Raw genomic sequence first — 23,288 nt, forward strand, 5'->3', positions numbered from 1 at the left:
GCCTTTCGCCCCTCGCGTCCTGCTCCGCCCGAAAGGAGCAAGATGACCGACGAAACCCTTAACCCCGCGACGATGCTGACGGCCATGCGGCGCGAGCGGCCGCTCGTCCACTGCATCACCAACTACGTCGCCATGAACATCGCCGCCAATGTCGTGCTGGCGGCCGGCGCGTCGCCGGCGATGATCCATGCCGAGGCCGAGGCCGGCGAGTTCGCCGCCATCGCCGGCGCGCTGACGGTCAATATCGGCACGCTGTCGCCGGACTGGGTGAAGGGCATGCGCGCGGCCGCGACGGCCGCGGCGGCGAACGGCAGGCCGTGGGTACTCGACCCGGTCGCGCACTACGCCACCGGCTTCCGCCGCGAGGCGACGGCCGGGCTGCTCGCCCTGTCGCCGACGATCGTGCGCGGCAACGCTTCCGAGATCATCGCGCTCGCCGGCGCGGCGAGCCGGGGGCAGGGCGTCGACAGCCGCGATTCCGTCGCCGCGGCCGAGGATGCGGCCCGCGCGCTGGCCGGGAGCCACGACACCGTCGTCGCCGTCACCGGCGCGACCGACTTCGTTACCGACGGCAAGCGGGCCGTGCGCATCGAGGGCGGCTCGCCGCTGATGCCGCAGGTCACGGCGCTCGGCTGCTCGCTGACCTGCGTGGTCGGCGCCTTCGCCGCCGCCTTCCCGCGCGATCCGTTCGATGCGACGGTCGCGGCGCTCGCCCTGTTCGCCGTGGCCGGCGAGAGGGCGGCGGCCGAGGCGGAGGGGCCAGGCTCGTTCGGCTGGCGCTTCCTCGACGCGCTCGCCGCGGTCGACGAGGCCGCGCTGGAAGCCGAGGCGAGGATCGGGCAGGCATGAGGAAGCGCTTCGACCTCTCCTTCTACCTCGTGCTCGACCCACCGCTCTGCGGCGCAGCCGGCGTCGTCGAGACCGCGCGCGCGGCCGTCCTCGGCGGCGCGACCATGGTGCAGCTGCGCGACAAGGAGGCGGACACGATCGCGCTGATCGAGATCGGCCTTGCCCTGAAGCAGGCCCTTGCCGGAACCGGGGCGCTGCTTATCGTCAACGACGACGTCGAGGCGGCGCGCGCCATCCGCGCTGACGGACTGCATGTCGGGCAGGAGGACATCGACGTCACTGCCGCCCGCGCCCGCATCGGGCCGGACATGATCCTCGGCCTCTCGGTCGAGACCGAGGCGCTGGCCGCCGCGATCGACCCGGCGCTGGTCGACTATGCCGGGGTCGGGCCGGTCTTCGCCACGGCGACCAAGCCGGGCCACAAGCCGCCCATTGGCCTCGACGGGCTGGCGCGGCTCGTCGCCGCCTGCCCGGTGCCGGCGGTCGCCATCGGCGGGCTGAAGGCCGCCCACGCCCGCCCCGTCCTGGCGACGGGAGCCGAAGGGCTCGCCGTCGTCTCGGCCGTGTGCGGGCAGCCCGACCCACTCGCCGCCGCGCGCGCCATCGCCGCTGCCATCGCGGAGGCACGGGCATGATCGCCAACGTTCTCAGTATCGCCGGCTCCGACCCCTCGGGCGGGGCGGGCATCCAGGCGGATCTCAAGGCCTTCTCGGCGCGGGGCGTCTACGGCATGGCCGTGATGACCGCGCTGACGGCGCAGAACACGCAAGGCGTTTCCGGCGTCCACCTCGTGCCGGCGGAGTTCGTCGCCCGGCAGATCGAGGCGGTGTTCGCCGACGTGCGCGTCGACGCGGTCAAGATCGGCATGATCGCCACGGCGGAGATCGCCGAGGCCGTCGCCGACGCGCTCGCCGCGCACCGGGACGTGCCCGTGGTGCTCGACCCGGTGATGGTGGCCAAGGGCGGCGCGGCGCTGCTCGATCCGGCGGCGGTGGACGCGCTCACGCGCCGCCTGCTGCCGCTCGCCAGCGTCCTCACCCCCAACCTGCCGGAAGCGGCGGCGCTGCTCGGCGCGCCCGTCGCAACAAGCCGCGCCGAAATGGCGGCGCAGGCCGCGAAGCTGCGCGCGCTCGGCGCGGGGGCGGTGCTCATGAAGGGCGGCCATCTCGACGGCGACGACAGCCCCGACGTGCTGGCCACAGCGGGCGAGCCGCTCTGGTTCGAAGGCCGCCGCCTCACGACCCGCAACACCCACGGCACCGGCTGCACCCTGTCGAGCACGCTGGCGGCGGAGCTGGCGAAGGGCAGCCCGCTGCCCGAGGCCGTGTGCGCGGCAAAAGCCTATGTCGCCGAGGCCATCGCGAATGCGGAGCGGCTCACCGTCGGCTCCGGCCACGGGCCGGTCCACCATTTCCATGCGCTCTGGCGTTAGACCGAAAGGAACATCTCATGTCACGACCCATCGAGGCGCAGACGGTCCTCATCACCGGCGCCGGGCGCGGGCTCGGCGCGGCGATCGCCGAGGCGTTCGCGCGGGAAGGGGCGAAGGTCGCCATCAACTACCGCGCCAGCCGCGATGGCGCGGAGGCGCTCGCCGCGCGGCTCGGGCCGCGGGCGCAGGCCTTCCGCGCCGACGTGCGCGAGGCCGACGAGGTCGAGCGGCTGGTGGCCGAGGTGACGGAGGCGCTCGGCGCGCCGACAACGATCGTCCACAACGCGCTGGCGGATTTCAGCTTCAACGGCGACGCCCGCGCCCGGATCGAGGCGCTGTCGTGGGAGGACATGGCCTCGCATCTCGGCACCGCGGTCCGGGGCGCGCTCAACCTGATGCGGGCGGTGCGCCCGGCGATGGAAGCGGCCGGCTTCGGCCGCATCGTCACCATCGGTACGAACCTCTTCCAGAACCCGGTCGTGCCCTATCACGACTACACCGCCGCCAAGGCGGCGCTGCTGTCGCTGACCCGCACCGCCGCGACCGAGCTCGGGCCGCTCGGCATCACGGTCAACATGGTCTCCGGCGGCCTGCTGCGCACGACGGATGCGAGCGCGGCGACGCCGGAAGCGGTGTTCGACCTCATCGCCGCCAGCACGCCGCTGCGCCGGGTGACGACGCCGCAGGAGGCGGCGGACGCCGTGCTGTTCTTCGCCTCGCCATGGGCGCGCGCCGTCACCGGGCAGAACCTCGTCGTCGACGGCGGGCTGGTCTTCAACTGATCCGCGCCGCGGGCGCAGGACGGATCAGGTCTGGGGAGGAGAGCCGCCATTGTCGGCACGCGAGAGGCGGAAGCTCGCGGTGTGGACGTGCTCGCGCATCCGTTCCTCCGCCGCCTGCGGGTCGCGCTCCTCGATGGCGGCGACGATCCGCTCGTGCTGGTCGAGCAGCTCGGCGGTCAGCGTCTGCGAATAGGACTGCTCGCGCGCGCTCAGCCATTTCTGCTCGGCGCGCACGCCGTTGATCAGCTCGAAGACGCCGCGGAACAGCTCGTTGCGCACCGTCTGGGCGATCTTGGCGTGGAAGGCGCTGTCCCAGCGCTCGTACTGCTTGCCGGTCTGGGCCTTGCGGCCGCGGACGATGAACTGCTTCATCTGCTCGATGTCGCTCGGCGTCGCGCGCATCGCGGCGAGCTTGGCCAGGACGGGCTCGATCTCGAGCCGGACCTCGTTGATCTCCTGCGGGCTGGTGTTGCTGGTCAGCGACGACATGCGCGCGACCTTCGGCGCCGACGCGCCGATGAAGGTGCCCATGCCCTGCCGGCGGTAGAGCAGGCCCTCGTCCTCCAGCGCCTTCAACGCCTCGCGGATGGTGCGCCGGCCGACGCCGTAGAAATCGACCAGGGCGCGCTCGGGCAGCAGGCGCCCCCCGGAGAGGATGTCGCCCTCGCCGCTTTCGATGATCGCGCGCATTTCCTCAATTATCGATTGCTTGTCTGGCATGGGTTTGTCGAGCATGCACTTTCCGCGGCCGGTCGTGGGAACAGGGCAGGATACCGTCAGATGAGGTCATAGAACATGCGCAGCGACGACGCAGCAAGAAAGACCGCGAAGCAGACCTGCAACGCCCGGCGCGGGATCGAGTGGGCGAGCCGCGCGCCGAGGGGCGCCATCGCCATAGTCAGCGGCACCAGCACCAGCGCGCCGGCCCAGTTCAGGTAGCCGAGCGAGAAGGGCGGCAGGTCCGGCGCGTTCCAGCCGGAGATGATGTAGCCGAGCGTTCCCGGTATCGCGATGATGAAGCCGATGGCCGCGGCCGTGCCGACGGCGCGGCGGATGTCGAAGCCGAAGGCGGACAGGATCGGCACGGAGAGCGTGCCGCCGCCGATGCCCATCAGCGCCGAGATCAGCCCGACGAGGATGCCGGTCAGCCATTTGGCGAAGGCGTTGGGGAAGCCGTAATAGAAGGCCGTCGCCTTGCCGCTGAGCATCATCCGCACGGCGACCAGAAGCGCCACCACGGCGAAGACGAGGCTCAGGACCCTTCCGTTGACGTAGCCGCCGATGATCGTGCCGCACACGACGCCGACGAGGATCGGCAGCCACCACATCCGCAGCAGCGCGTCGTCCACCGCCCCGCGCCGGTAATGGCTGCGGATCGACACCGAGGAGGTGGCGATGATGGTGGCGAGCGAGGTGGCGACCGCGACCTTCATGCGGATCGGCTCGGCGACGTCGACCGCGGAGAAGATGTGATAGAGCACCGGCACGATGACGATGCCGCCGCCGACGCCGAGAAGGCCGGCGAGCAGCCCGCCGACGGTGCCCGCGAAGCCGACGGCCGCGAACCAGAACAGATAGGTGCCGGCGTCGGCTCCGAACATCTCCATCGACATGCCCGCTTTCCCTCCGAGTGATCGGCGAAATCCGTACCATTCGCAAACCTATGATGCAATGATACAGAATGAACAAAACCACGGCACTTGCCTGAAATACGGAACCGGATTGCCGGAACGAGCAATTTTGCTGCAAATTCGCGCTATGCGGCCTTGACAATCTGCGCATGCGCTGAAACAAAATTCACATTCCGGCAAAAGCTGGTCCCGGAACGCAGCAAGAAATAATCGAACCAATATAAAATTGGTTCATTCAGATTATCGGCGCATCCAGCGTCCGCATCGTGTGAAGCAATGGGGAACCCAATGAACAAGCGTGAATTTCTGAAGCTCGCCGGATCGACGGCCGCCGCCGCGGCCGTGCCGGGTTCGCTCGGCGCGGCCTTCGCCCAGGCCAATCCCGCCAGCATTTCCATGATGACCTGGGGCGGCCTGTGGGGCGACGGCATGGCGCAGAACGTCGACACCGCCTTCACGGCGGCCACCGGCGTCGGCGTCACCCAGGATCGCGGCTCCAGCCCGGTCGAGCGCGTGACCAAGCTGAAGATCGGCCTCGACAACCAGATCTACGACCTCGTCCAGCTCCATGACGGCGTCGTGCCGCTGGCCGAGGCGCAGGGCGTGCTCGAGGAGCTCGACCCGGCGTCGGAGAACCTGGGCTACCTCGCCGACATCCCGGACCGCTTCCGCCGCAAGGGCTGGGTGGCGATGATCTATTCGGCGCTCGGCATCATCTACAATCCCGACCTCGTCAAGACGCCGCCCAAGAGCTATGCCGACCTGTGGAGCGAGGACTATCGCGGCGCGATCGTCCTGCCCGAGATCAGCCACTCCATCGGTACCTACATCATCCCCATCGGCGCGCTCGCGGCCGGCAAGGACATCAAGGACACCGAGGCCGGCTTCGAGAAGCTGCGCGAGATGGTCGACCTCGACCCGATCTGGGCCAAGGACACCGACACCATCATGAGCTCGCTGATCAATGGCGACGCGGCGGTGGGCCTCCTCTACAAGTCGCAGACCTATACGGTGCTGGAGCGCGGCGGCAAGGTGGAATGGGTGTTCCCGGAAGAGGGCGCGATCTCCTATCTCTCCGGCACCGGCATCGCCAAGAACACCAAGAACAAGGCGCTGGCCGAGAAGTACGTCAACCTGACGATCGACCCCTCGCTGCAGGGCTGGGTGGCCAAGACCTTCAACTATGCCGGCACCCATCCCGACACGCTGGCCACGCTGCCGGTCGAGCTGCAGGAGCGCGTCCAGTTCTCCGACGCCGAGGTCGCCCGCATCATCGACCTCGACCAGGAGTTCATGTCGGCGCAGCGCGGCGACTGGACCGACCGCTGGAACCGGATCGTCGCCGGCGGCTGATAGCCAAGCCCGGGGCCTGCCGTCCGCCGGCGGGCTCCGTCCTTTCCTTCCCACGGGTGACAGGCCAGAGGGTAACCGGCAGACATGGCGCTTCTTGCTCTGAAAGACCCCGGCCCCTTCGGCGGCGGGGTGTTGACGTTTGTGAACCGGTGCCGCGCGCGCGGCCTCGCCGTCGCCGAGACCGATTCCGGCTTCGCCGTCCCGGCTGAGGCGACCCCGGCGCTGCGCGCGCTGGGCCTCGGTGATGCCGCCAGCGACGCGGCCGCCGGGGAAGCACTGGCCGACGGCCTGCCGCGCATCGCCATCTACAACGGCGCGGCGGTCGGCTATCCCTACTGGGCCTACTACGCCCACGCGCTGCTCAGCCTCGGCCTGCCATACGTGCCCGTCGATGCCGGGGCGGTCGCCGCCGGCGCGCTCGACGGGGTCGACCTTCTCGTCATGCCGGGCGGCTTCGCCACATGGGGCCTCGACCGCGCCGAGGGTATTCCCGGCATCGACGCGGCGATCCGCGCCTTCATCGCCCGCGGCGGCGCGCTGATCGGCTCGTGCGGCGGCGCGTTCTACGCCAGCGAGGGCCGGCCCGGCTGGCTCGGCCTCGTCGACGCCATGCCGCGCTTCACGCAGGAATATCTCCTGACCGGCGCGGCCATGCTGTCGATCGAGGTCGGCGATCCGGCGCTCGGGCGCGGCCTGCCCGAGACGATCGAGGTGCCCTACTATCACGGCCCGGTCTATCGCGACGGCACGCGCGGAGCGCGCGCCTGCGGCGCCTTCGCCGGCTACATCGCCCCGGCCCGGCTGTTCATCGACAACCCGCTCGACAGGGACCTGTTCGAGGCCGAGATGCGCGGCACGCCGGCGATCCTCGCCGCGGCCGACCCGGCCGTGCGCGCCATCCTCTTTTCCCCGCATCCCGAGATGGGCGAGTTCGTGCGCAAGGGCATGGCGCTCGCCGGCGGCGGCTACGCGCGCCGCTACCTGCCGATCCGCGGCCACAAGGTGATGGACGAGACGCTGCGCTTCTACATGAAGGACGATTGCGCCGGCTTCCGGCTGATCCACAACGCCGTCGCCGCGCTCGGCCTGTTCGCGCTGCCGCAAGCGGTGCCGGCAAGCAGTGCCCCGGCGCGGCCGCTGGGGGCGGTGCTCACCGACCTCGACGCCGCGATGGGGCCGGCCTTCGCCGGCCTGCGCGAGCTGGCCGGCAGGGAGGACGCGGCCATGCAGCGCCTCGCCGGCGCCGAGATCGACCGGCTGGAGGGCGAGTGGACGGCGGTGCTGGCTTCGCTTCGGCAGGACGAGGCGGGCGCCGACCCACTCGTATCCGGCGCGCTGGCGAGCGTGCTCGATGAAGCGATCCCCGATCTTGCCGCGCCGCGGGCGCTGGCCGAGAAGATGGTGGTGAGCGAACTGCCGCTGCGCCTGTGCGCGGCCGCGCTGCGCATTCTCGTTACTGACAAGGCCCTGGAGACCTGTTGATGCCATCCGCCGACAAAACCCTGGAAACGGACGTCCGCTTCGTCGGTGTCGAGAAGGCGTTCGGCCCGGTCACGGCGCTGCATTCGCTCGATCTCGATATCGAGCGCGGCTCGCTGTTCTCGCTGCTCGGCCCCTCGGGCTGCGGCAAGACGACGACGCTGCGGCTGATCGCCGGCTTCGAGCAGCCGACGAACGGCCACATCTTCATCCGCGATCGCGACGTCACCGGCGTCCCGGCCTACAAGCGCAATTTCGGCATGGTGTTCCAGAGCTTCGCGCTGTTCCCGCATCTGAGCGTCGCCGAGAACGTCGCCTTCGGCCTGAAGACCCGTAAGGTGGACGGGGCCGAGATCGGCCGCCGCGTCCGCGACGTGCTCGACCTCGTCGAGCTCGGCCGCTTCGCCGACCGCTATCCGCGCCAGCTCTCCGGCGGCCAGCAGCAGCGCGTGGCGCTGGCGCGCGCCGTCGTCTTCGAGCCCGACGTCCTCCTGCTCGACGAGCCGCTGAGCGCGCTCGACAAGATGCTGCGCGAGCAGATGCAGGTCGAGATACGCCGCCTCCAGCGCCGGCTGGCGATGACGACGATCTTCGTCACCCACGACCAGGAGGAGGCGCTGACCATGTCGGACCGGGTGGCGGTGATGCAGGACGGCCGCATCCAGCAGGCCGGCACGCCGAAGGAGATCTACAACCATCCCCGCACCGAGTTCGTCGCCACCTTCCTCGGCGCCAGCAACATCGTAACCGCCACCGTCCGCGGCCATGACGGCGACAGGACGGCGGTCGAGTTCGCCGGCCGAACGCTGACGGTCGGCCGGCTCGCCGCCGAGCCCGGCGCGACGGTGAAGTTCGCGCTGCGCCCGGAGAAGATCGTGCTGAGGAAGGACGCGCCGGTGCAGGCGACGGTGCGCGAGGCGATCTATCGCGGCGCGCAGACGCATCTCTACGCCGAGGTCGCCGGCGTGCCGCTCAACGCCATCGTCGCCAACTCCCGGTCCGAGCCGCTGTCGCTCGAGCCCGCCGCCACGGTCGGGCTGGACTGGGAGGATTCCAGCTTCGTGGCGCTGGACTGAGCCGATGCGGCACGTCGTTTCCCCGCGCGCGCTCGCCCTGGCAGTGGTCATCCCGCCGCTGGTCATCCTCGTCCTGTTCTTCGTGGTCCCGCTCGCCTACCTGCTGTTCATCAGCTTCATGACCAACTCGTCGACGGACCTGTTCGACCTGACGCCGACGCTCGCCAACTACACCGAGCTGTTCACCGATTCCTTCTACCTGCTCATCATCCAGCGCACGCTATTGTCGACGGCCGCGGTGCTGGCGCTGTGCTTCCTGCTCGGCTACCCCGTCGCCTTCTACCTGTCGCGCATCCCGGCCCGCCGCCGCCTGCTGATGCTGATGGTGCTGATGGTGCCGCTGATGATCTCCAACGTCGTGCGCGCCTATGGCTGGATGGCGATCCTCAGCCGGCAGGGGCTTGTCAGCACCTCGCTGGTCAAGGCCGGCGTCATCGAGCGGCCGATGCAGTTCCTCTACTCGTTCGAGGCGATCACGCTCGGCCTCCTGACCATCCTCCTGCCGTTCATGATCATCTCGCTGACCAATTCGCTGACCACCATCGACAAGAGCTATGTCGAGGCCTCCGAATCGCTGGGCGCGGGGCCGTGGCGCACCTTCTTCAAGGTGACGCTGCCACTGTCGGCCCCCGGCATCGCCTCCGGCCTGATGCTCGTCACCTTCCTGACGCTGAGCGCCTATGTCGCCATCGCCCTTCTCGGCGGCCCGCGCTACAAGCTGCTGGTCAGCCTCGTCTTCGACAGCGTCACCACCTTCCGGTGGCCCCGCGCGGCCGCGCTCTCCTTCGCCCTGCTGTTCATCGCCCTCGTCATCGCGGCGCTGATCCAGATCGTCGTGCGGCCGCAGAGAGTGCAAGGAAAAGGCTGATGAGCATCGGTTCGCTTCTGCTGCGTTTCGTCGTCCTGATCGCGATGATCCTGATCCTCGCGCCGATCGTCATCGTGCTCGTCGTCGCCTTCAGCGCCGGCGAGAGCCTGTCCTTCCCGCCGCAGGGCTTCTCGCTGCGCTGGTTCGTCGCCTTCTTCCAGATCTCGGAGATGCGCAACGCCTTCATCCTGTCGATCGGGCTCGCCCTCGTCTCGGCCTGCGCCTCGACGCTGCTCGGGCTGATGGGCGGGGTCTATGTCACGCGCCACCGCAACCGCTTCGCCACGCTGCTGGAAACGCTGATCATCGCGCCGCTGGTGTTCCCGGCGATCATCCTCGGCCTCGCGCTGCTGCTGCTGTTCCGCTCGGTCAACATGGGCATCCTGCCGGGCCTGTTCATCGCTCATGTCGTCATCTGCCTGCCCTACGCGTTCCGGGCGATCACGACCTCGCTGCACAGCTTCGACACCACCTACGAGGAGGCGGGGCAGAGCCTCGGCGCGGGGCCGATCCGCTCCTTCATCCAGATCACCCTGCCGATCATCTGGCCGGGCGTGCTGTCGGGCTGGCTGTTCGCCTTCATCGTCTCGTTCGGCGAGCTCAACACCGCGCTGTTCCTCACCGGGCCGGGCGTGGTGACGCTGCCGATCGAGATGTTCAGCTATCTCCAGTTCCAGGGCAACCAGCTCGTCGTCGCCGCGGCGTCCGCCCTTCAAGTCTTCATCATCGTGCTGGCGCTGCTGCTCGTCGAGCGGTTCGTCGGCGCCAGGCAGCTCGTCCAGAGGTAGCGCATCATGGCACCCTTCACCACGCGGCCGGAGCTCGCCGGCACCTTCGGCGCGGTCAGCTCCACCCACTGGCTGGGCACCGCGGCCGGCATGTCGGTGCTGGAGCGCGGCGGCAACGCCTTCGACGCGGCCGCCGCCTGCGGCTTCGTGCTCCAGATCGTCGAGCCGCACCTGAACGGCCCCGGCGGCGAGGTGCCGATCATCGTCAAGAGCGCGGCGGCGGACGAGCCGGTCGTCATCTGCGGGCAGGGCGTGTCGCCGGCGCTCGCCACGGTCGAACGGATGCGCTCGCTCGGCCTCGACATGGTGCCCGGCACCGGCCTGCTGCCGGCGACGGTTCCCGGCGCCTTCGACGCCTGGATGCTGCTGCTGCGCGACTACGGCACCATGACGGTCGAGGAGGTGCTGGGCTACGCCATCGCCTATGCCGAGAACGGCTTTCCGCTGATGGAGCGCGCGGTGCAGTCCATCGTCCCGGTCGCCGACCTCTTCCGCGACGAGTGGCCGACATCGGCGGCGGTGTGGCTGCCGGGCGGGCGCGTGCCGCGCCCCGGGCGCCTGTTCACGATACCCGCCACCGCCGCGACCTATCGCCGGCTCGTCGCCGAGGCGAAGGCCGCGAGCAGTGACCGCGTCGAGCAGATCGAGGCGGCGCGGCGCGCCTTCTACAAGGGCTTCGTCGCCGAGGCCATCGACCGTTTCTATGCAAGCCAGGAGCTGTTCGACACCACCGGCCGGCGCAATGGCGGCCTCCTGCGCTACGACGACATGGCGGGCTGGTCGGCGAGCTACGAAAAGCCGCTCTCGGCCGAATTCCACGGCGTCACCGTCCACAAGACCGGGCCGTGGGGGCAGGGGCCGGTCTTCCTCCAGCAGCTGATGCTGCTGAGGAATTTCGACCTCGCCGGCATGGACCCGCTCGGCGCCGACTTCGCCCACACCATCGTCGAATGCGCCAAGCTCGCCTTCGCCGACCGCGAGGCGTTCTACGGCGACCCGCTCGCCTCGGATATCCCGATGGACGTGCTGTTATCGGAAGACTATGCGCGCAAGCGCGCGGGGCTGGTCGATCCGCGCCATGCCTCGCTGGAGCTCGTCGCCAGCCATCTGCCCGGCGCGGCCGACAGGCTTGCCACCATCGCCGCGCGCGCCGGCAGCGAGGAGCCGCAAGGCCCCGGCGGCGGCGAGGTCACCTTCGCGCCGCTGCCCGCCATCGAGGGCGACACGGTCCATCTCGACGTCACCGACCGCTTCGGCAACATGGTGTCGGCGACGCCGAGCGGCGGCTGGCTGCAAAGCTCGCCGGTGATCCCCGAGCTCGGCTTCCCGATCTCCACCCGCTCGCAGATGTTCTGGCTCGACGAGGACCTGCCGTCGACGCTGCGCCCGCGCACGCGGCCGCGCACGACGCTGACGCCGACGCTGGTGACGAAGGCGGGCGCGCCCTTCCTCGCCATCGGCACGCCCGGCGGCGACCAGCAGGACCAGTGGCCGCTCACCGTCCTCGTCCGCCACCTGCTGCACGGCTATGGCTTGCAGGCCAGCATCGACGCGCCGATGTTCAACAGCCGCCACTGGCCGGGCTCGTTCTACCCGCGCGAATACTATCTCGGGCAGGTGCTGATCGAGGACCGCTACGCCGAGGGCGTGCGGGCGGATCTCACCGCGCGCGGCCACCGGCTCTCGGTGCTCGACGCCTGGTCGCTCGGCCGCGTCTGCGCCGTCGAACGCGCCAACGGCATGATGTACGCCGCGGCGACCCCGCGCCACATGCAGAGCTACGCCATCGCGCGCTAAAGGCGCGTTGGGTCTTGTCCGCTCCGAAGGAGCGCGATCTTCGAGCGCCCGCGCCGCCCCTCATCCGCCCTTCGGGCACCTTCTCCCCGTGAACGGGGAGAAGGGATGCCGGCCGCACCGTCACATCCTCTTTGCAACGTCTGCGATTGGCGAAAGCAAGGGCCGCAGCTCCCTTCTCCCCGTTCACGGGGAGAAGGTCCCGGCAGGGGGATGAGGGGCGGCGCGAGCGGCGGCGGTGATGCACACCGCACGCCTTGGCGCCGCTCCTGTCCCGCCTAGCCATACAGATCGCGGTACTGCCGGCGCAGCTCGGCCTTCTGCACCTTGCCCATCGTGTTGCGCGGCAGTTCGGGAACGAGGATGATGCGCTTGGGCAGCTTGAATTTGGCGAGGCGGCCGGCCAGCGCCTCCAGCATCCCGGCCTCGCCCGGCGCGAAGCCTTTCGCGGCGACGGCGACGGCGGTGACCGCCTCGCCGAAATCGGGATGCGGCACGCCGAACACCGCGCTCTCGATAATGCCGTCGAGCGCGTCGATCTCGGTCTCCACCTCCTTGGGATAGACGTTGAGGCCGCCCGAGATGACGAGGTCCTTGCCGCGGCCGACGATGCGGACATAGCCGCGCGCGTCGAGGGTTCCGAGGTCGCCGGTGATGAAGAAGCCATCGGGGCGGAACTCCGCCGCCGTCTTCTCCGGCAGCCGCCAGTATCCGCCGAAGACGTTCGGCCCCCGCACCTCGATCATGCCGATCTCGCCGCGTGGCAGTTCGCGCCCGCTCTCGCCGTCGACCACCCGCACCTCCGTTCCCGGCAGGGCGAGGCCGACCGTGCCGGCGATGCGCGCGCCGTCATAGGGGTTGGAGGTGTTCATGCCCGTCTCGGTCATGCCGTAGCGCTCGAGGATGGCGTGGCCGCTGCGCGCCTGCCATTCGACATGGGTCTCGGCCAGCAGCGGCGCCGAGCCCGAGGTGAACAGGCGCATGTGGCGCACGAGGCCGGGCGTCAGCCGCGCATCGGTGAGGAGGCGGGTGTAGAAGGTCGGGATGCCCATCATCGTCGTCGCCCGCGGAAGGGCCTCCAGCACCGCGTCGATGTCGAACTTCGGCAGGAAGATCATCCGCCCGCCGGCCATCAGAAGCACGTTGCAGGCGACGAAAAGCCCGTGGGCGTGGTAGATCGGCAGGGCGTGGAGCAGGACGTCGTCGCCGGTGAAGCGCCATTCCTCCATCAGCACGCGCGCGTTCGAGCCGAGATTGTCGTGGCTCAGCATCGCCCCCTTCGGCTTGCCCGTGGTGCCGGAGGTGTAGAGGATCGCCGCGAGATCGTCCGGCCCGCGCGCGACCACGTCGAGGAGCGGCGCGCCCGGCGCGTCGGTCAGCGAGCCGCGCCCGGCCTCGTCCAGCGTCAGGATCGCCGGCTGCGCCGGTTCCGCCGCGGCGCGCACCGCCTCGATGCGCTCCGGCGCGCAGACGACCAGCCGCGGCTCGGCGTCGCCGACGAAATAGCCGACCTCCTGCATCGTGTAGCCGCTGTTGAGCGGCACGAACGCCGCCCCGCGCTGGAGGCAGGCGAGATAGAGCGCGAGCGCGGCATGCGACTTCTCGACCTGCACCACGACCCGGTCGCCCGGCGCGACGCCCGCTTCGCCGAGCCGCCGGGCGATGCGCCCGGCAAGGGCGGCGAGTTCGCCATAGGAAATCGCGGTCCCGTCCGCCAGCACGAGCGCGCCGCGCCCGTCGCGCTCCGCGAGCCTGAATGCGTCGAAAAGGTTGCTCACGGCATGTCTCCGGCTGGAGCAATTCCAGGAAAAGCGTGAAGCGGTTTTCCGTCCGGAATTGCGTGAAAACAACGATCTATGCGCTGAACGGGCGGGCGGCGTGTCTCACTCATCCCACGGCGCGCCTTCGAGCAGGTCGAGCGGGATCTTGAGGTAGCGCCGGCCGTTGTCTTCCGGCTTCGGCAGGCGGCCGCCGTCGATATTGACCTGAAGCGCGTGCAGGATCAATCGCGGCATCGGCAGGGTGCGGTCGCGGGCCTCGCGCGCGGCGACGAACTCGGCCTCGGTGCGGTAGCGCGCCATGTGGGTGTTGCGCGCCTTCTGCTCGGCGACGGTCGATTCCCACAGCGGCGCGCGTCCCTCCGGCTGGTAGTCGTGGCCGGTGAACAGGCGCGTCTCGTCGGGGAGGGCGAGGATCGCCTGGATCGACGCCCACAGGGCCCTGGCGCTGCCGCCGGGGAAGTCGGCGCGCGCCGTGCCGGAATCGGGCATGAACAGCGTGTCGTGCACGAAGGCGGCATCGCCGATCACAAAGGTGACGGACGACAGCGTGTGGCCCGGCGAGAACATCACCCGCGCCGGGATGCCGCCGATGGCGAAGCTGTCGCCGTCGGCGAACAGCCTGTCCCATTGCGAGCCGTCGGCCGGGAAATCGGGCCAGTTGTAGAACCCCTTCCACAGCTTCTGCACCTCGGTCACCTTCTCGCCGGTGGCGGTCGGCGCGCCGGTCTTGCGCTTGAGGTAATCGGCGGCCGAGAAATGGTCGGCATGGGGGTGGGTGTCGAGGATCCACTCGACCGCGTAGCCCTTGTCGGCGACGAAGGCGAGGATGGCGTCGGCGTTCGCCGTCGCGGTCCAGCCCGACTTCTCGTCAAAGTCGAGCACCGGGTCGACGATGGCGCATTGTCCCGCCTCCGGGTCGGCGACCACATACTGGATCGAGCCGGTGCGCTTGTCGTAGAAGCCGGCGACTTCGGGCCTTGCTGGCATGGATGCGTCCTTTCTTCTCGTCGGCCGGCCGCCTACTGCGCCCAGTCGAGCTGCATGGTGACGAGGTCGAGCTGCGCGCTGCCGCCGCCGAAATTGAACATGCCGGGCGTTTCCTCGAACTCGATGTAGAACGGCGTCAGGTCGGGCATGGCCTGGATCGGGCTGGCGGTGCCGCCGAAATGCATGGGGCCGTAGGAGATGTCGCGGCCGAGCCCGTCCCACGCCTCGCTGAAGCGCGGGACGTAGCCGTCGCGATTGTCGTCCGAGAATTCGTCGACCGGCGTGCGCCCGGTGTTGGGGTCGTCGCCGACCTCGGCGATCCGGAAGGCGAGGATGTCCCACTTGGCCGACGGACGGCCGCCGGCGACGCGGTGAAGATAGAAGGAGGGATCGAACGCCTCCTTGCCGTTCCAGCCGAAGAACCGTTCGGCCGCGCCCGTCACCGGCCAGGCGGGCGGCGTGCACATGGCGTTGGCCTCGGTGCGGACCGGCGCGGGCGGCTCGCATTCCTCGCCCTCGAATTCTTCTCGCGTCAGCCAGATCGCGGCGAAGGAGGAATAGAGGATGTCCTTGGCGCGGAACTCCATCGGGTGCCGGTTGCGCAAATGGTCGAGGAACGGCCGCAGCGGCTCCTCGACCGCGGCGGGAAGCGGCCTTCCGTCGAAGACGGTGTTCATCAGCCGCGAGATCGCCGGCGAGCGCCGGCTCTCCTCGGCGCTGTCTCCGAACAAGGCGAGCGCGACGAACTCGCGCCCCTTGACGCGGTAGGGTTCGGGCACGCGCACGGTGAAATGGTGCTCCAGCGGAAAGCCGGTCTTGTTCGACAGCGGCCACTGCGCCTGCGCGATGCCGCGCGGCAGGCCGCAGCACCAGCCGTCGGGCGCGGCCGCGCCGCGGCGCAGGAAGCCCGGCACGATCCCGACGTCGAAGGCGAGCGCCGGGCGCGGCAGCGGCAGGGGCCGCTCGGGATAGATCGCGTCCGGGTCGTCGGCGCGCATCCGCGTCACCCGCCCGTGGCCGATCTCGACGAACAGGGTGCCGCCGGTCTCCAGCGGCATCGAGCCGAAGCGATAGGGGTAGTTGTCGCGCGCTTCGCTGAGCGCGAGAGCGGGGAAGGCGCGGACGACCTCCTCCTCGGGCATCAGCATGCGCAGGCCCGCGAACGGCGCCTGCGGGTCGAAATCGAAGGCGTAGGCGAGCGAGCCCACCCGGCCGTCGCGATCGAGGCGGGCGGTGAAGCGATGACGCTCGTCGAGATAGCGCACCCAGCCGGCTTCTTCCGGCGTCGGCTCGCGCCACCACGCGCCGGCCGCTTCGGCGAGCTTCTCCTTCGGATCGCCGGGGCGAAGCCGCGCCAGCGCCGCGGTGTCGGGTTCGTCGTTGCCTTGGGACATGGCACCTCTCGGAACAAGCGGGAAAAGGCCGAGCGCCACCGCCGCGCCGCCGAACAGCGCGCGGCGCGTCAGCGCGGGGCGAAGGGCGGGTGCCGTCATCGCCGGGTCACGTCTGCTGGTAGACGGCCACCACCTCGTCGAACCGGTGCTTTTCGAGATGGTCGCGCCGGATCAGGAAATAGATCGTGCCCTCGACGAAGCGCGCCTGCATCCAGTCGCCGATGTCGATCTGGAGCAGCAGCGTCCAGTCATGTGCCTTGAGAAGCACCTCGTCGCGGTGCTCCAGCCATTCCTCGCCCGACAGGTGCTGCTTGCCCCATCCGGTGACGACGACGGCGTCGTAGCGCGGATCGTCCTGCTCCGGCATCGGGCTGCCGAGAAGCTGCTGGCGCTGCCACGTCTCGGCCGGATAGCGGTCGCCGAATTCCTCCAGCGCCTCCTCATAGGCGGAGAACAGGTCCTGAAGCATGGGGTCGTCGCTCTCGCCCCTGGCGACGGCGGCGAAGTCGGGCATGGCCGCGATCTCGAGCGCGTGCGGATCGGGAAGCCGCCACGCCTGCCGCAGGGTCATGGCCCGGGCCGGCGCGCCGTAATTCGTGCCGCCCCCGGCATCCTCGTCCACGTCCTCGTCCCCGTCGCCGAACTCGGCGGCGATCGCCGCCCGCTCCTGCGCCTCGCGCGCGGCGGCCGCGGCAAGGTCGTCCGGCACGGCGAGCGGGCGCAGCGCATCGGCGGGCGAGCGCTCCCAGATCACCCGGGCGACGCGCGTGCCGGTGTCCCACGGGCCGATGGCGAGATCGTAGAAGAACAGCAGCCGCCCCTCGGAAGGAAGCGCCGAAGCGGCCGGCCCGAGCGCGGCGGCCTCAGTGAGGTCGACCTGCGCGATGAACGCATAGGGCAGGTCGAGCGCCATGTGGGCGCGCATTTCCCGGCCCGCGTCCTCGTTGCCGCGCCGGGCGATCTCGTCGGGATCGTCGGGCCGCGCCGGGCGGGGCCAGACGAAGCCGGCGGGCGCGTCCGGCGTGCCGCCGAGCCGCGTGCCGCCGATGGCGATTCCCGACGCCGCCGGATGGAAGATCGCCGCCGGCACCAGCGCCTCGACGACGATCTCGACTCGCGGCCGCTCGAAATAGGCCAGCAGGGCATCGGCGGCATCGGCCGGGCTGTCGAACATGAAACCTCGCGAACGCTCTCTTCGTCACCGCTGAGGCTAGTATGAAAACGGCGCGCGCAAAAGCCGGCAATGCCGGCCGTGGCGGGACGATGCCGTGACGCCTGCCGGGGAGGGGCGGTTCAGGAGGCCGTTGCCGCCACGCTCCGGCCGGAGGCGCGCGGCGCGGTCATGACCTCGATCCGGAGGAGGTCGTCGAGCTCCGGCCCGGTCAGCAGGCCCTCCTCGCGCACGAGGTCCGCCACGCGGCGCCCTTCCGCATGGGCGCGCCGGGCGATGCGCGAGGCGGCCTCGTAGCCGAGGCGCGGCCCGAGCGCGGTTATCAGGCCGATCGAATTCTCGACCTGTGCGAGGCAATGGTCGGCGTTCGCCTCGATCCCGCCGACGCAGCGCAGGTTCAGCGTCTCGATCGCCGCCGTCATGTGCCGCAGCGACGACAGCAGGCAGTAGCCGATGGTCGGCTCGAAGGCGTTGAGCTGCAACTGGCCGCCTTCGGCGCACAAGGTGATCGTCAGGTCATGGCCGATGACCATGAAGCACACCTGGTTGACCACTTCCGGGATGACGGGATTGACCTTGCCCGGCATGATCGACGAGCCGGCCTGGGCGGCGGGGAGGCGGATCTCGCCGAGGCCCGCGCGCGGCCCGCTCGACAGCAGGCGCAGGTCGTTGCATATCTTGGACAGCTTGACGGCGATCCTCTTCAGGATGCCGGAGAACAGGACGAACGCGCCCATGTCCGACGTCGCCTCTATGAGGTTGGCGGCCGGCACCATCGGCTGGCCGGACAGGCGCGCGAGCTCCTCGACGGCGAGCGCCGCATAGCGGGGATCGGAGGTGATGCCCGTCCCGATCGCCGTGGCGCCGAGATTGACCTCGCGGAACAGGGCCGCGGCCTCGCGAAGGCGCGACACGTCTTCCTTGATCGTGGCGAAGAAGCCGTCGAACTCCTGGCCGAGCGTCATCGGCACCGCGTCCTGGAGCTGGGTGCGGCCGATCTTGAGGATGCCGGCGAACTCCACCGCCTTCGCCTTGAAGGCGAAGGCCAGCTCGTTCAGCGCGTGGACGAGGGGCTCGGTGGCGAAGATGACGGCGAGGCGCAGGGCGGTCGGATAGGCGTCGTTGGTCGACTGCGCCCTGTTGACGTCGTCGTTGGGGTGAAGCGCCGCATAGTCGCCCCTGGCACGGCCCATCGTCTCCAGCGCGAGATTGGCGACGACCTCGTTGACGTTCATGTTCGTCGAGGTGCCGGCGCCGCCCTGGACGGCGTCGACCACGAACTGGTCGTGCAGCCGGCCCTCGCGGGCGATCATGTCGCAGGCCTTCTCGATCGCCGCGCATTTTTCGGCGGAAAGGTGCCCGAGCCGCCTGTTCGCGCGGGCCGCGGCGGCTTTCACGAGGACGAGGGCGCGCACGAAGTCGGGAAACCGCCCAATCGGCACGCCGGTGATGGGAAAGTTCTCGACGGCGCGCAGGGTATGGATTCCCCAATAGGCGTCGGCCGGGATATGCGCCTCGCCGAGGAGATCCTGCTCCGTGCGGGTCCGCGCGCCGGGGCGCTCCGCCTGCGGGGCGGCCGCGACGTCCTGCGCGGAGGTTTCGTCGCTGGTTTCTGCTCGCTTGCGTGTCATGATCCGGCTTTCGTCTGGGGAGCCCGGCGCGAAAGGGCTAGAGGTCGAACTTGTCGCGCGTGCGCGTATAGGCGCGGCCGGTCAGGCGGCCGACGGCGTCGAGCGCGTCGCCGTTCACCCGCATGCGCTCGAGATCGAGGATGTCGCCCCGGTAATGGGCATGGACGATCCTGCCGATGACGATGTTGCGCGAGCGGCTGACCGCGAAGGTGATGAACCGGCGGCATTCGAAGGCGGCCGGCGCTTCCAGGATGTAGGGGCTCGACACCTTCTTTCCGGGCGCGGCCGTCAGTCCGGTCTGGGCGAGCTCGTCGACCTCGTAGTCGAAATCGCCGGCGCAGGCCGCCATCGCGCCGGCGATGGCATCGGAGACGATGTTGACGGTGAACTCCTCGCGCGCCTCGATGTTGTGCGCCGTGTCCTTGGTCGTCCCGTCCGGCCGGTTCTCGAGGCCGAGCGCGACGAGCGGCGGGTCGGCGGACAGCACGTTGAAGAAGCTGTAGGGCGCGGCATTGGCGATGCCGGGTGCGGAAACGGTGGTGACGAGCGCGATGGGGCGCGGCACGATCGTGCCGGCAAGCAGCTTGTAGGCCAGCTGCGCGTCGAGCGCCTCGAAGTCGATCTCAACGTGCGGCATCGCGGCCCCATGCGGTTGCGCGGCGTTCGCCGGCCCTCCAGACCGGCCATCCCGGCCGCGCGCCGGTTTCATGTCCGGTCCTCGCGCGGCTCGCCGGTGCAATGGGCGATGCAGGCCGAGACCAGCGCCGCCGTCGCGTCGACCAGCATGGGCGCGCGCCGCGAGTTCGCCAGCGCCACCGGGATTTCGGTGCAGCCCATGACGATCCGCGTTGCCCCCCGGGCGACGAGGGCGTCGATCGCGGCCTCCAGCAGGGCTCTCGCCCCGGCTACGTCGCCGGCCTTGACCAGCCCGATGGCCGGCTGGACGAATTCGTCCTGCTCGGAGGCCGTCGGGAGGACCGCTTCGTAGCCCCGCGCGGCGAGGGGAGGCTGGTATATGCCCGCATGCAGCGTTCCCGTCGTGGCGAGCAGCCCGACCTTCGCCACCGGCCCGCCCGCCGCCCGCAGCGCCTCGCACGCGCTCTCGGCGATGTGCAGGATCGGGACCCGGCTGAAGCGGGCGAGGTCGGCATGCCAGTAATGGGCGGTGTTGCAGGGGATCGCTATCACCGACACGCCGGCGTCGACGAGCAGCGAGACTCCCTCGATCAGCATCGGCAGCGGCGAGGGCCCCTGTCCCATGATCGAGGACGAGCGGTCCGGCGTGCGGGTCGCCGAGTAGATGACCGTCTCGATATGGTCCTGATCGCGCTCCGCCTTGCTGGCCAGCGTCAGCTTGTAGAAGAAATCGGCGGTGGCCAGCGGCCCCATGCCGCCAAGCACTCCCAGTTTCTGGCTCATGCCGGCTCCCCGGATCGATTCAGGCGGTCCATGAATCGATCCGGATCGGCCGGGCGTCTAATAATCAGATGGCAGCCGACTATTCCGCTTCCTTATCGTCCCGCCCGGCCGGGGCAGGCGGGACCGCGATTCCGGCAGGCTCTCGCCGGCGACGGCAAGGCTCGGAATCTATTCCGATTCATAATACTAAGCCGCCAATTTTTATTCGATCGCTTTGTGTGCCGCCGCTACCGTGAAATGGCAGGGAACACAATTCATCGACAGGAGGATGTCATCATGCGTACGTTCGACAGGCTGATAAAGAAGCATATCGTGGCGCTTTCGATCTTTTCGGCGGCGTCCGCCATCTGTGCCCCCACCGTGGCCTCGGCGCAGCAGGCCGTCCACTTCATGATGGACTTCCTGCCGTCGGGCGAATACGCGGCCTACTATTCCGGCTGGACCAAGGGCTTCTGGAAGGAAGAGGGCATCGACATCACCATCAGCCGCGGCTACGGCAGCAGCGATACCGTCTCGAAGATCGCCAACGGCGCGGCCGATTTCGGCGTCGGCGACATCGGCGCGGTGCTGACGGCGCGCTCGCGGGCCGGCGCGCCGGTCAAGGCGATCAGCGCCCTCTACACCTATTCGCCCCATTCCTTCTTCGTGCTCGAAAGCTCGGGCATCGACACGCTGAACGATCTGGAGGGCAAGCGCCTCGGCATCACGCCGGGCAACAGCCACCGCATCTACTTCCCCGAGGTCGCGCAGCGCATCGGCTTTCCCGAGGATTCGGTGACCTGGGTCAATGTCGACGCGACCGCGATGGGCACGCTGCTGATCCAGAAGCAGATCGACGCCGCGCCGCTCTACTCGATGCACTATTACTACAACAACAAGGCGGCGCAGAGCGCGGGCGAGTCGATCAAGGTCCTGCCCTACGTCGAGACCGGCTTCAAGATCTACTCGAACGCCGTCTTCGCCTCCGACAGCACCATCGCCAGCCGCAAGGAGGTCGTCGAGGCGTTCCTGCGCGGGCTCCAGAAGTCGCTCAACTGGGCGAAGGACAACCAAGAAGAGGCGTGCAAGCTGCATATCGAGCACGTTCCGGGCCTGCCGCTCGACGACTGCATGGGCTCGCTCTCGGTGATGCTCGAGCACGTCTTCAACGAGGATTCCGAGCGCGACGGGCTCGGCCGCTTCAATCCCGACCAGCTCGCCTTCACCTACGAGACCGTGGCCAAGGCGCAGGACCTCGACCCGGCGTGGGACCCGCAGCAGGCGCTGGACACCGGCATGCTGCCGCCGCGCTGATCCCATCAGGTGACACCGGCGTCGGAGGGCCATCGTGACCAGCATCGAAATCAACAACGTATCCAAGATCTACACGTCTTGGGATGGCTCGGAGATCGCCGCGTTGAAAGACGTGAGCCTGAGCATCGAGAAGAACGAGTTCATCGCTCTGGTCGGGCCCTCCGGATGCGGGAAGTCGACTCTCCTGCGGCTCATCGCCGGCCTGTTCGGCGTCTCGGCGGGTGAAATCCTGATCGACGGTCTGGCGGTCAGGGAGCCGCGGCGCGAAACCGGCATGGTCTTCCAGAAGCCCACCCTGCTTCCCTGGAAGACCGTGATGGAGAACGTGCTCTTCCCGTTCAAGCTGATGCGGCGGAGCGATCCGCCGCGCGAGAAGGCGCGCGAGCTTCTGGCGCTCGCCGGGCTCGAAGGGTTCGAGAACCGCTACCCGGACGAGCTTTCGGGCGGCATGCAGCAGCGCGCGGCGATCTGCCGGGCGCTGACGCCCGACCCGCAGGTGCTGCTGATGGACGAGCCGTTCGGCGCCCTCGACGCGCTGACGCGCGAGGAGATGTCCATCGAGCTGCTGCGCATCTGGACCGAGCAGCCCAAGACGATCGTCTTCGTCACCCACTCGATCTCCGAGGCCGTCATGCTGGCCGATCGCGTGGTGGTGCTGTCGGCGCGGCCCGGGCGCATCGAGGAGATCGTCCCGATCCCCATTCCGCGCCCGCGCAGCTTCGATTCGGAAGCCCTTCCCGAGTTCAACCGGTGTGTCCGGCATATCCGGTCCCTGATCACCAGCAGGCATTGAGGAGCGCCGGTCATGATGTTGCGCAAGTTCTGGCACTACGGCCAAGACGTCATTCTCCCGACGGCGGTCTTCGCCTTCATGCTTCTGGCGTGGGAGCTCGCCGTCAAGGCGTTCAGCGTGCCGCAATATCTGCTGCCCGCCCCGTCGGTGATCTACGCCGCGACCGTGGCCGAGGGCCCGGCCGTCATGTTCCATACCTGGGCTACGATCCGCACCGTCCTTGCCGGGTTTCTGCTGTCCGTCGCGGTCAGCATCCCGCTCGGCTTCACGCTGGCCTCGTCGCGCTACGCCTCCAACGCCATCTATCCGCTGCTGGTGCTGACGCAGGCGATCCCCAAGGTCGCGCTGGCGCCGATCCTGGTCATCGCCCTCGGCGCCAACGAGATGCCGCGCATCGCGGTGACATTCCTGGTCGCGTTCTTCCCGCTGGTGATCTCGGTGGCGACCGGCCTGATGTCGACCCCCTCGGAGCTGATCGAGCTCGGCCGCAGCTATCGCGCCGGCCGGCTGCAGGAGTTCTTCAGGATACGCATACCCTTCGCGATCCCGTTCATCTTCAGCGGCCTGAAGTCGGCCATCACCCTGTCGGTCGTCGGCGCGGTGGTCGGCGAGTTCGTCACCTCCGACCGCGGGCTCGGCAACCTGATCCAGACGTCCACCGCCTTCTTCCAGGTGCCGCTGGCGTTCGGGGCGGTGACGATCCTGGCGATACTGGGCATCGTCCTGTTCCAGATCATCACCGCGATCGAGCGCGTCTTCTTCCCGTG

22 protein-coding genes are annotated in these 23,288 nt (G+C 69.3%); 13 read left to right on the forward strand and 9 right to left on the reverse strand.

The window, feature by feature from the left end; all coding sequences use genetic code 11:
• The first annotated feature begins 42 nt into the window (after positions 1-42).
• The 4 genes from thiM to M9945_RS21210 are packed head-to-tail and all read left to right on the forward strand — an operon-like array spanning position 43 to position 3,063.
• On the forward strand, positions 43-849 hold the full coding sequence (thiM, locus tag M9945_RS21195; protein ID WP_367946125.1) for a hydroxyethylthiazole kinase: 807 nt from the start codon (positions 43-45) through the stop codon (positions 847-849).
• Positions 846-1,484: a thiamine phosphate synthase gene (thiE, locus tag M9945_RS21200; RefSeq protein WP_367928286.1), complete on the forward strand. Its 639-nt coding sequence runs from the start codon at positions 846-848 to the stop codon at positions 1,482-1,484. Before thiM ends, thiE begins: the two co-directional genes overlap by 4 nt.
• Positions 1,481-2,281 carry a bifunctional hydroxymethylpyrimidine kinase/phosphomethylpyrimidine kinase gene (gene thiD / locus M9945_RS21205; protein ID WP_367946126.1) on the forward strand — a complete coding sequence of 267 codons (801 nt, stop codon included), beginning with the start codon at positions 1,481-1,483 and terminating at the stop codon, positions 2,279-2,281. The genes thiE and thiD overlap by 4 nt, the downstream gene beginning before the upstream one ends.
• A gap of 17 nt (positions 2,282-2,298) precedes the next feature.
• Entirely contained in the window at positions 2,299-3,063 is a 765-nt protein-coding gene (locus M9945_RS21210) for a 3-oxoacyl-ACP reductase (protein ID WP_367946127.1), read from the forward strand.
• A gap of 24 nt (positions 3,064-3,087) precedes the next feature.
• On the opposite strand, the gene M9945_RS21215 is transcribed toward M9945_RS21210, so the two are convergent.
• Both M9945_RS21215 and M9945_RS21220 read right to left on the reverse strand, forming a co-directional pair.
• Positions 3,088-3,798, reverse strand: coding sequence for a FadR/GntR family transcriptional regulator (locus M9945_RS21215; RefSeq protein WP_367928289.1), 711 nt, complete (start codon positions 3,796-3,798; stop codon positions 3,088-3,090).
• A gap of 41 nt (positions 3,799-3,839) precedes the next feature.
• Positions 3,840-4,676 (reverse strand): sulfite exporter TauE/SafE family protein, encoded by an 837-nt coding sequence (locus tag M9945_RS21220; protein ID WP_367946128.1) that lies wholly within the window; start codon positions 4,674-4,676, stop codon positions 3,840-3,842.
• A 306-nt stretch (positions 4,677-4,982) separates the two neighbouring features.
• On the opposite strand from M9945_RS21220, the gene M9945_RS21225 reads away from it, so the two are divergent.
• From M9945_RS21225 to M9945_RS21250, 6 genes are all read left to right on the forward strand, one after another.
• On the forward strand, positions 4,983-6,047 hold the full coding sequence (locus M9945_RS21225) for a PotD/PotF family extracellular solute-binding protein (protein ID WP_367946129.1): 1,065 nt from the start codon (positions 4,983-4,985) through the stop codon (positions 6,045-6,047).
• An 84-nt stretch (positions 6,048-6,131) separates the two neighbouring features.
• Complete coding sequence (locus tag M9945_RS21230) at positions 6,132-7,529, forward strand: hypothetical protein (RefSeq protein WP_367946130.1); 1,398 nt, start codon at positions 6,132-6,134, stop codon at positions 7,527-7,529.
• A complete protein-coding gene (locus tag M9945_RS21235) occupies positions 7,529-8,602 on the forward strand; it encodes an ABC transporter ATP-binding protein (protein WP_367946131.1) in 1,074 nt (357 codons plus the stop codon). Before M9945_RS21230 ends, M9945_RS21235 begins: the two co-directional genes overlap by 1 nt.
• 4 nt (positions 8,603-8,606) lie before the next feature.
• Positions 8,607-9,470: an ABC transporter permease gene (locus tag M9945_RS21240; RefSeq protein ID WP_367928294.1), complete on the forward strand. Its 864-nt coding sequence runs from the start codon at positions 8,607-8,609 to the stop codon at positions 9,468-9,470.
• Positions 9,470-10,258: an ABC transporter permease gene (locus M9945_RS21245; RefSeq protein WP_367946132.1), complete on the forward strand. Its 789-nt coding sequence runs from the start codon at positions 9,470-9,472 to the stop codon at positions 10,256-10,258. The genes M9945_RS21240 and M9945_RS21245 overlap by 1 nt, the downstream gene beginning before the upstream one ends.
• Positions 10,259-10,264: 6 nt before the next feature.
• Positions 10,265-12,055, forward strand: coding sequence for a gamma-glutamyltransferase family protein (locus tag M9945_RS21250; protein WP_367946133.1), 1,791 nt, complete (start codon positions 10,265-10,267; stop codon positions 12,053-12,055).
• A 275-nt stretch (positions 12,056-12,330) separates the two neighbouring features.
• On the opposite strand, the gene M9945_RS21255 is transcribed toward M9945_RS21250, so the two are convergent.
• The 7 genes from M9945_RS21255 to M9945_RS21285 form a co-directional block, all read right to left on the reverse strand.
• Positions 12,331-13,830, reverse strand: coding sequence for a malonyl-CoA synthase (locus tag M9945_RS21255; protein WP_367946134.1), 1,500 nt, complete (start codon positions 13,828-13,830; stop codon positions 12,331-12,333).
• 105 nt (positions 13,831-13,935) lie between these two features.
• A complete protein-coding gene (locus M9945_RS21260) occupies positions 13,936-14,820 on the reverse strand; it encodes an MBL fold metallo-hydrolase (RefSeq protein ID WP_367946135.1) in 885 nt (294 codons plus the stop codon).
• A 32-nt stretch (positions 14,821-14,852) separates the two neighbouring features.
• Entirely contained in the window at positions 14,853-16,313 is a 1,461-nt protein-coding gene (locus M9945_RS21265) for a hypothetical protein (RefSeq protein ID WP_367946136.1), read from the reverse strand.
• 7 nt (positions 16,314-16,320) lie between these two features.
• The gene (locus tag M9945_RS21270; protein WP_367946137.1) at positions 16,321-17,388 is read right to left on the reverse strand and encodes a DUF1963 domain-containing protein; all 1,068 of its coding nucleotides are present in this window, start codon (positions 17,386-17,388) and stop codon (positions 16,321-16,323) included.
• Between the two features lie 119 nt (positions 17,389-17,507).
• Positions 17,508-19,016 carry an aspartate ammonia-lyase gene (locus M9945_RS21275; protein WP_367928301.1) on the reverse strand — a complete coding sequence of 503 codons (1,509 nt, stop codon included), beginning with the start codon at positions 19,014-19,016 and terminating at the stop codon, positions 17,508-17,510.
• A 37-nt stretch (positions 19,017-19,053) separates the two neighbouring features.
• Positions 19,054-19,653, reverse strand: coding sequence for a flavin reductase family protein (locus M9945_RS21280; RefSeq protein WP_367928302.1), 600 nt, complete (start codon positions 19,651-19,653; stop codon positions 19,054-19,056).
• A 68-nt stretch (positions 19,654-19,721) separates the two neighbouring features.
• Entirely contained in the window at positions 19,722-20,435 is a 714-nt protein-coding gene (locus tag M9945_RS21285) for an aspartate/glutamate racemase family protein (protein WP_367928303.1), read from the reverse strand.
• Between the two features lie 276 nt (positions 20,436-20,711).
• Here M9945_RS21285 and M9945_RS21290 point away from each other — a divergent pair, with 276 nt between their 5' ends.
• From M9945_RS21290 to M9945_RS21300, 3 genes are all read left to right on the forward strand, one after another.
• Entirely contained in the window at positions 20,712-21,728 is a 1,017-nt protein-coding gene (locus M9945_RS21290) for an ABC transporter substrate-binding protein (protein ID WP_367928304.1), read from the forward strand.
• A 34-nt stretch (positions 21,729-21,762) separates the two neighbouring features.
• Positions 21,763-22,521 (forward strand): ABC transporter ATP-binding protein, encoded by a 759-nt coding sequence (locus M9945_RS21295; protein WP_367928305.1) that lies wholly within the window; start codon positions 21,763-21,765, stop codon positions 22,519-22,521.
• 12 nt (positions 22,522-22,533) lie between these two features.
• A partial coding sequence (locus M9945_RS21300; protein WP_367946138.1) for an ABC transporter permease occupies positions 22,534-23,288 on the forward strand: 755 nt, incomplete at its 3' end.

Origin of the sequence: Aquamicrobium sp. (genome assembly GCF_023954335.1) — a bacterium.
Lineage (GTDB): Bacteria > Pseudomonadota > Alphaproteobacteria > Rhizobiales > Rhizobiaceae > Aerobium.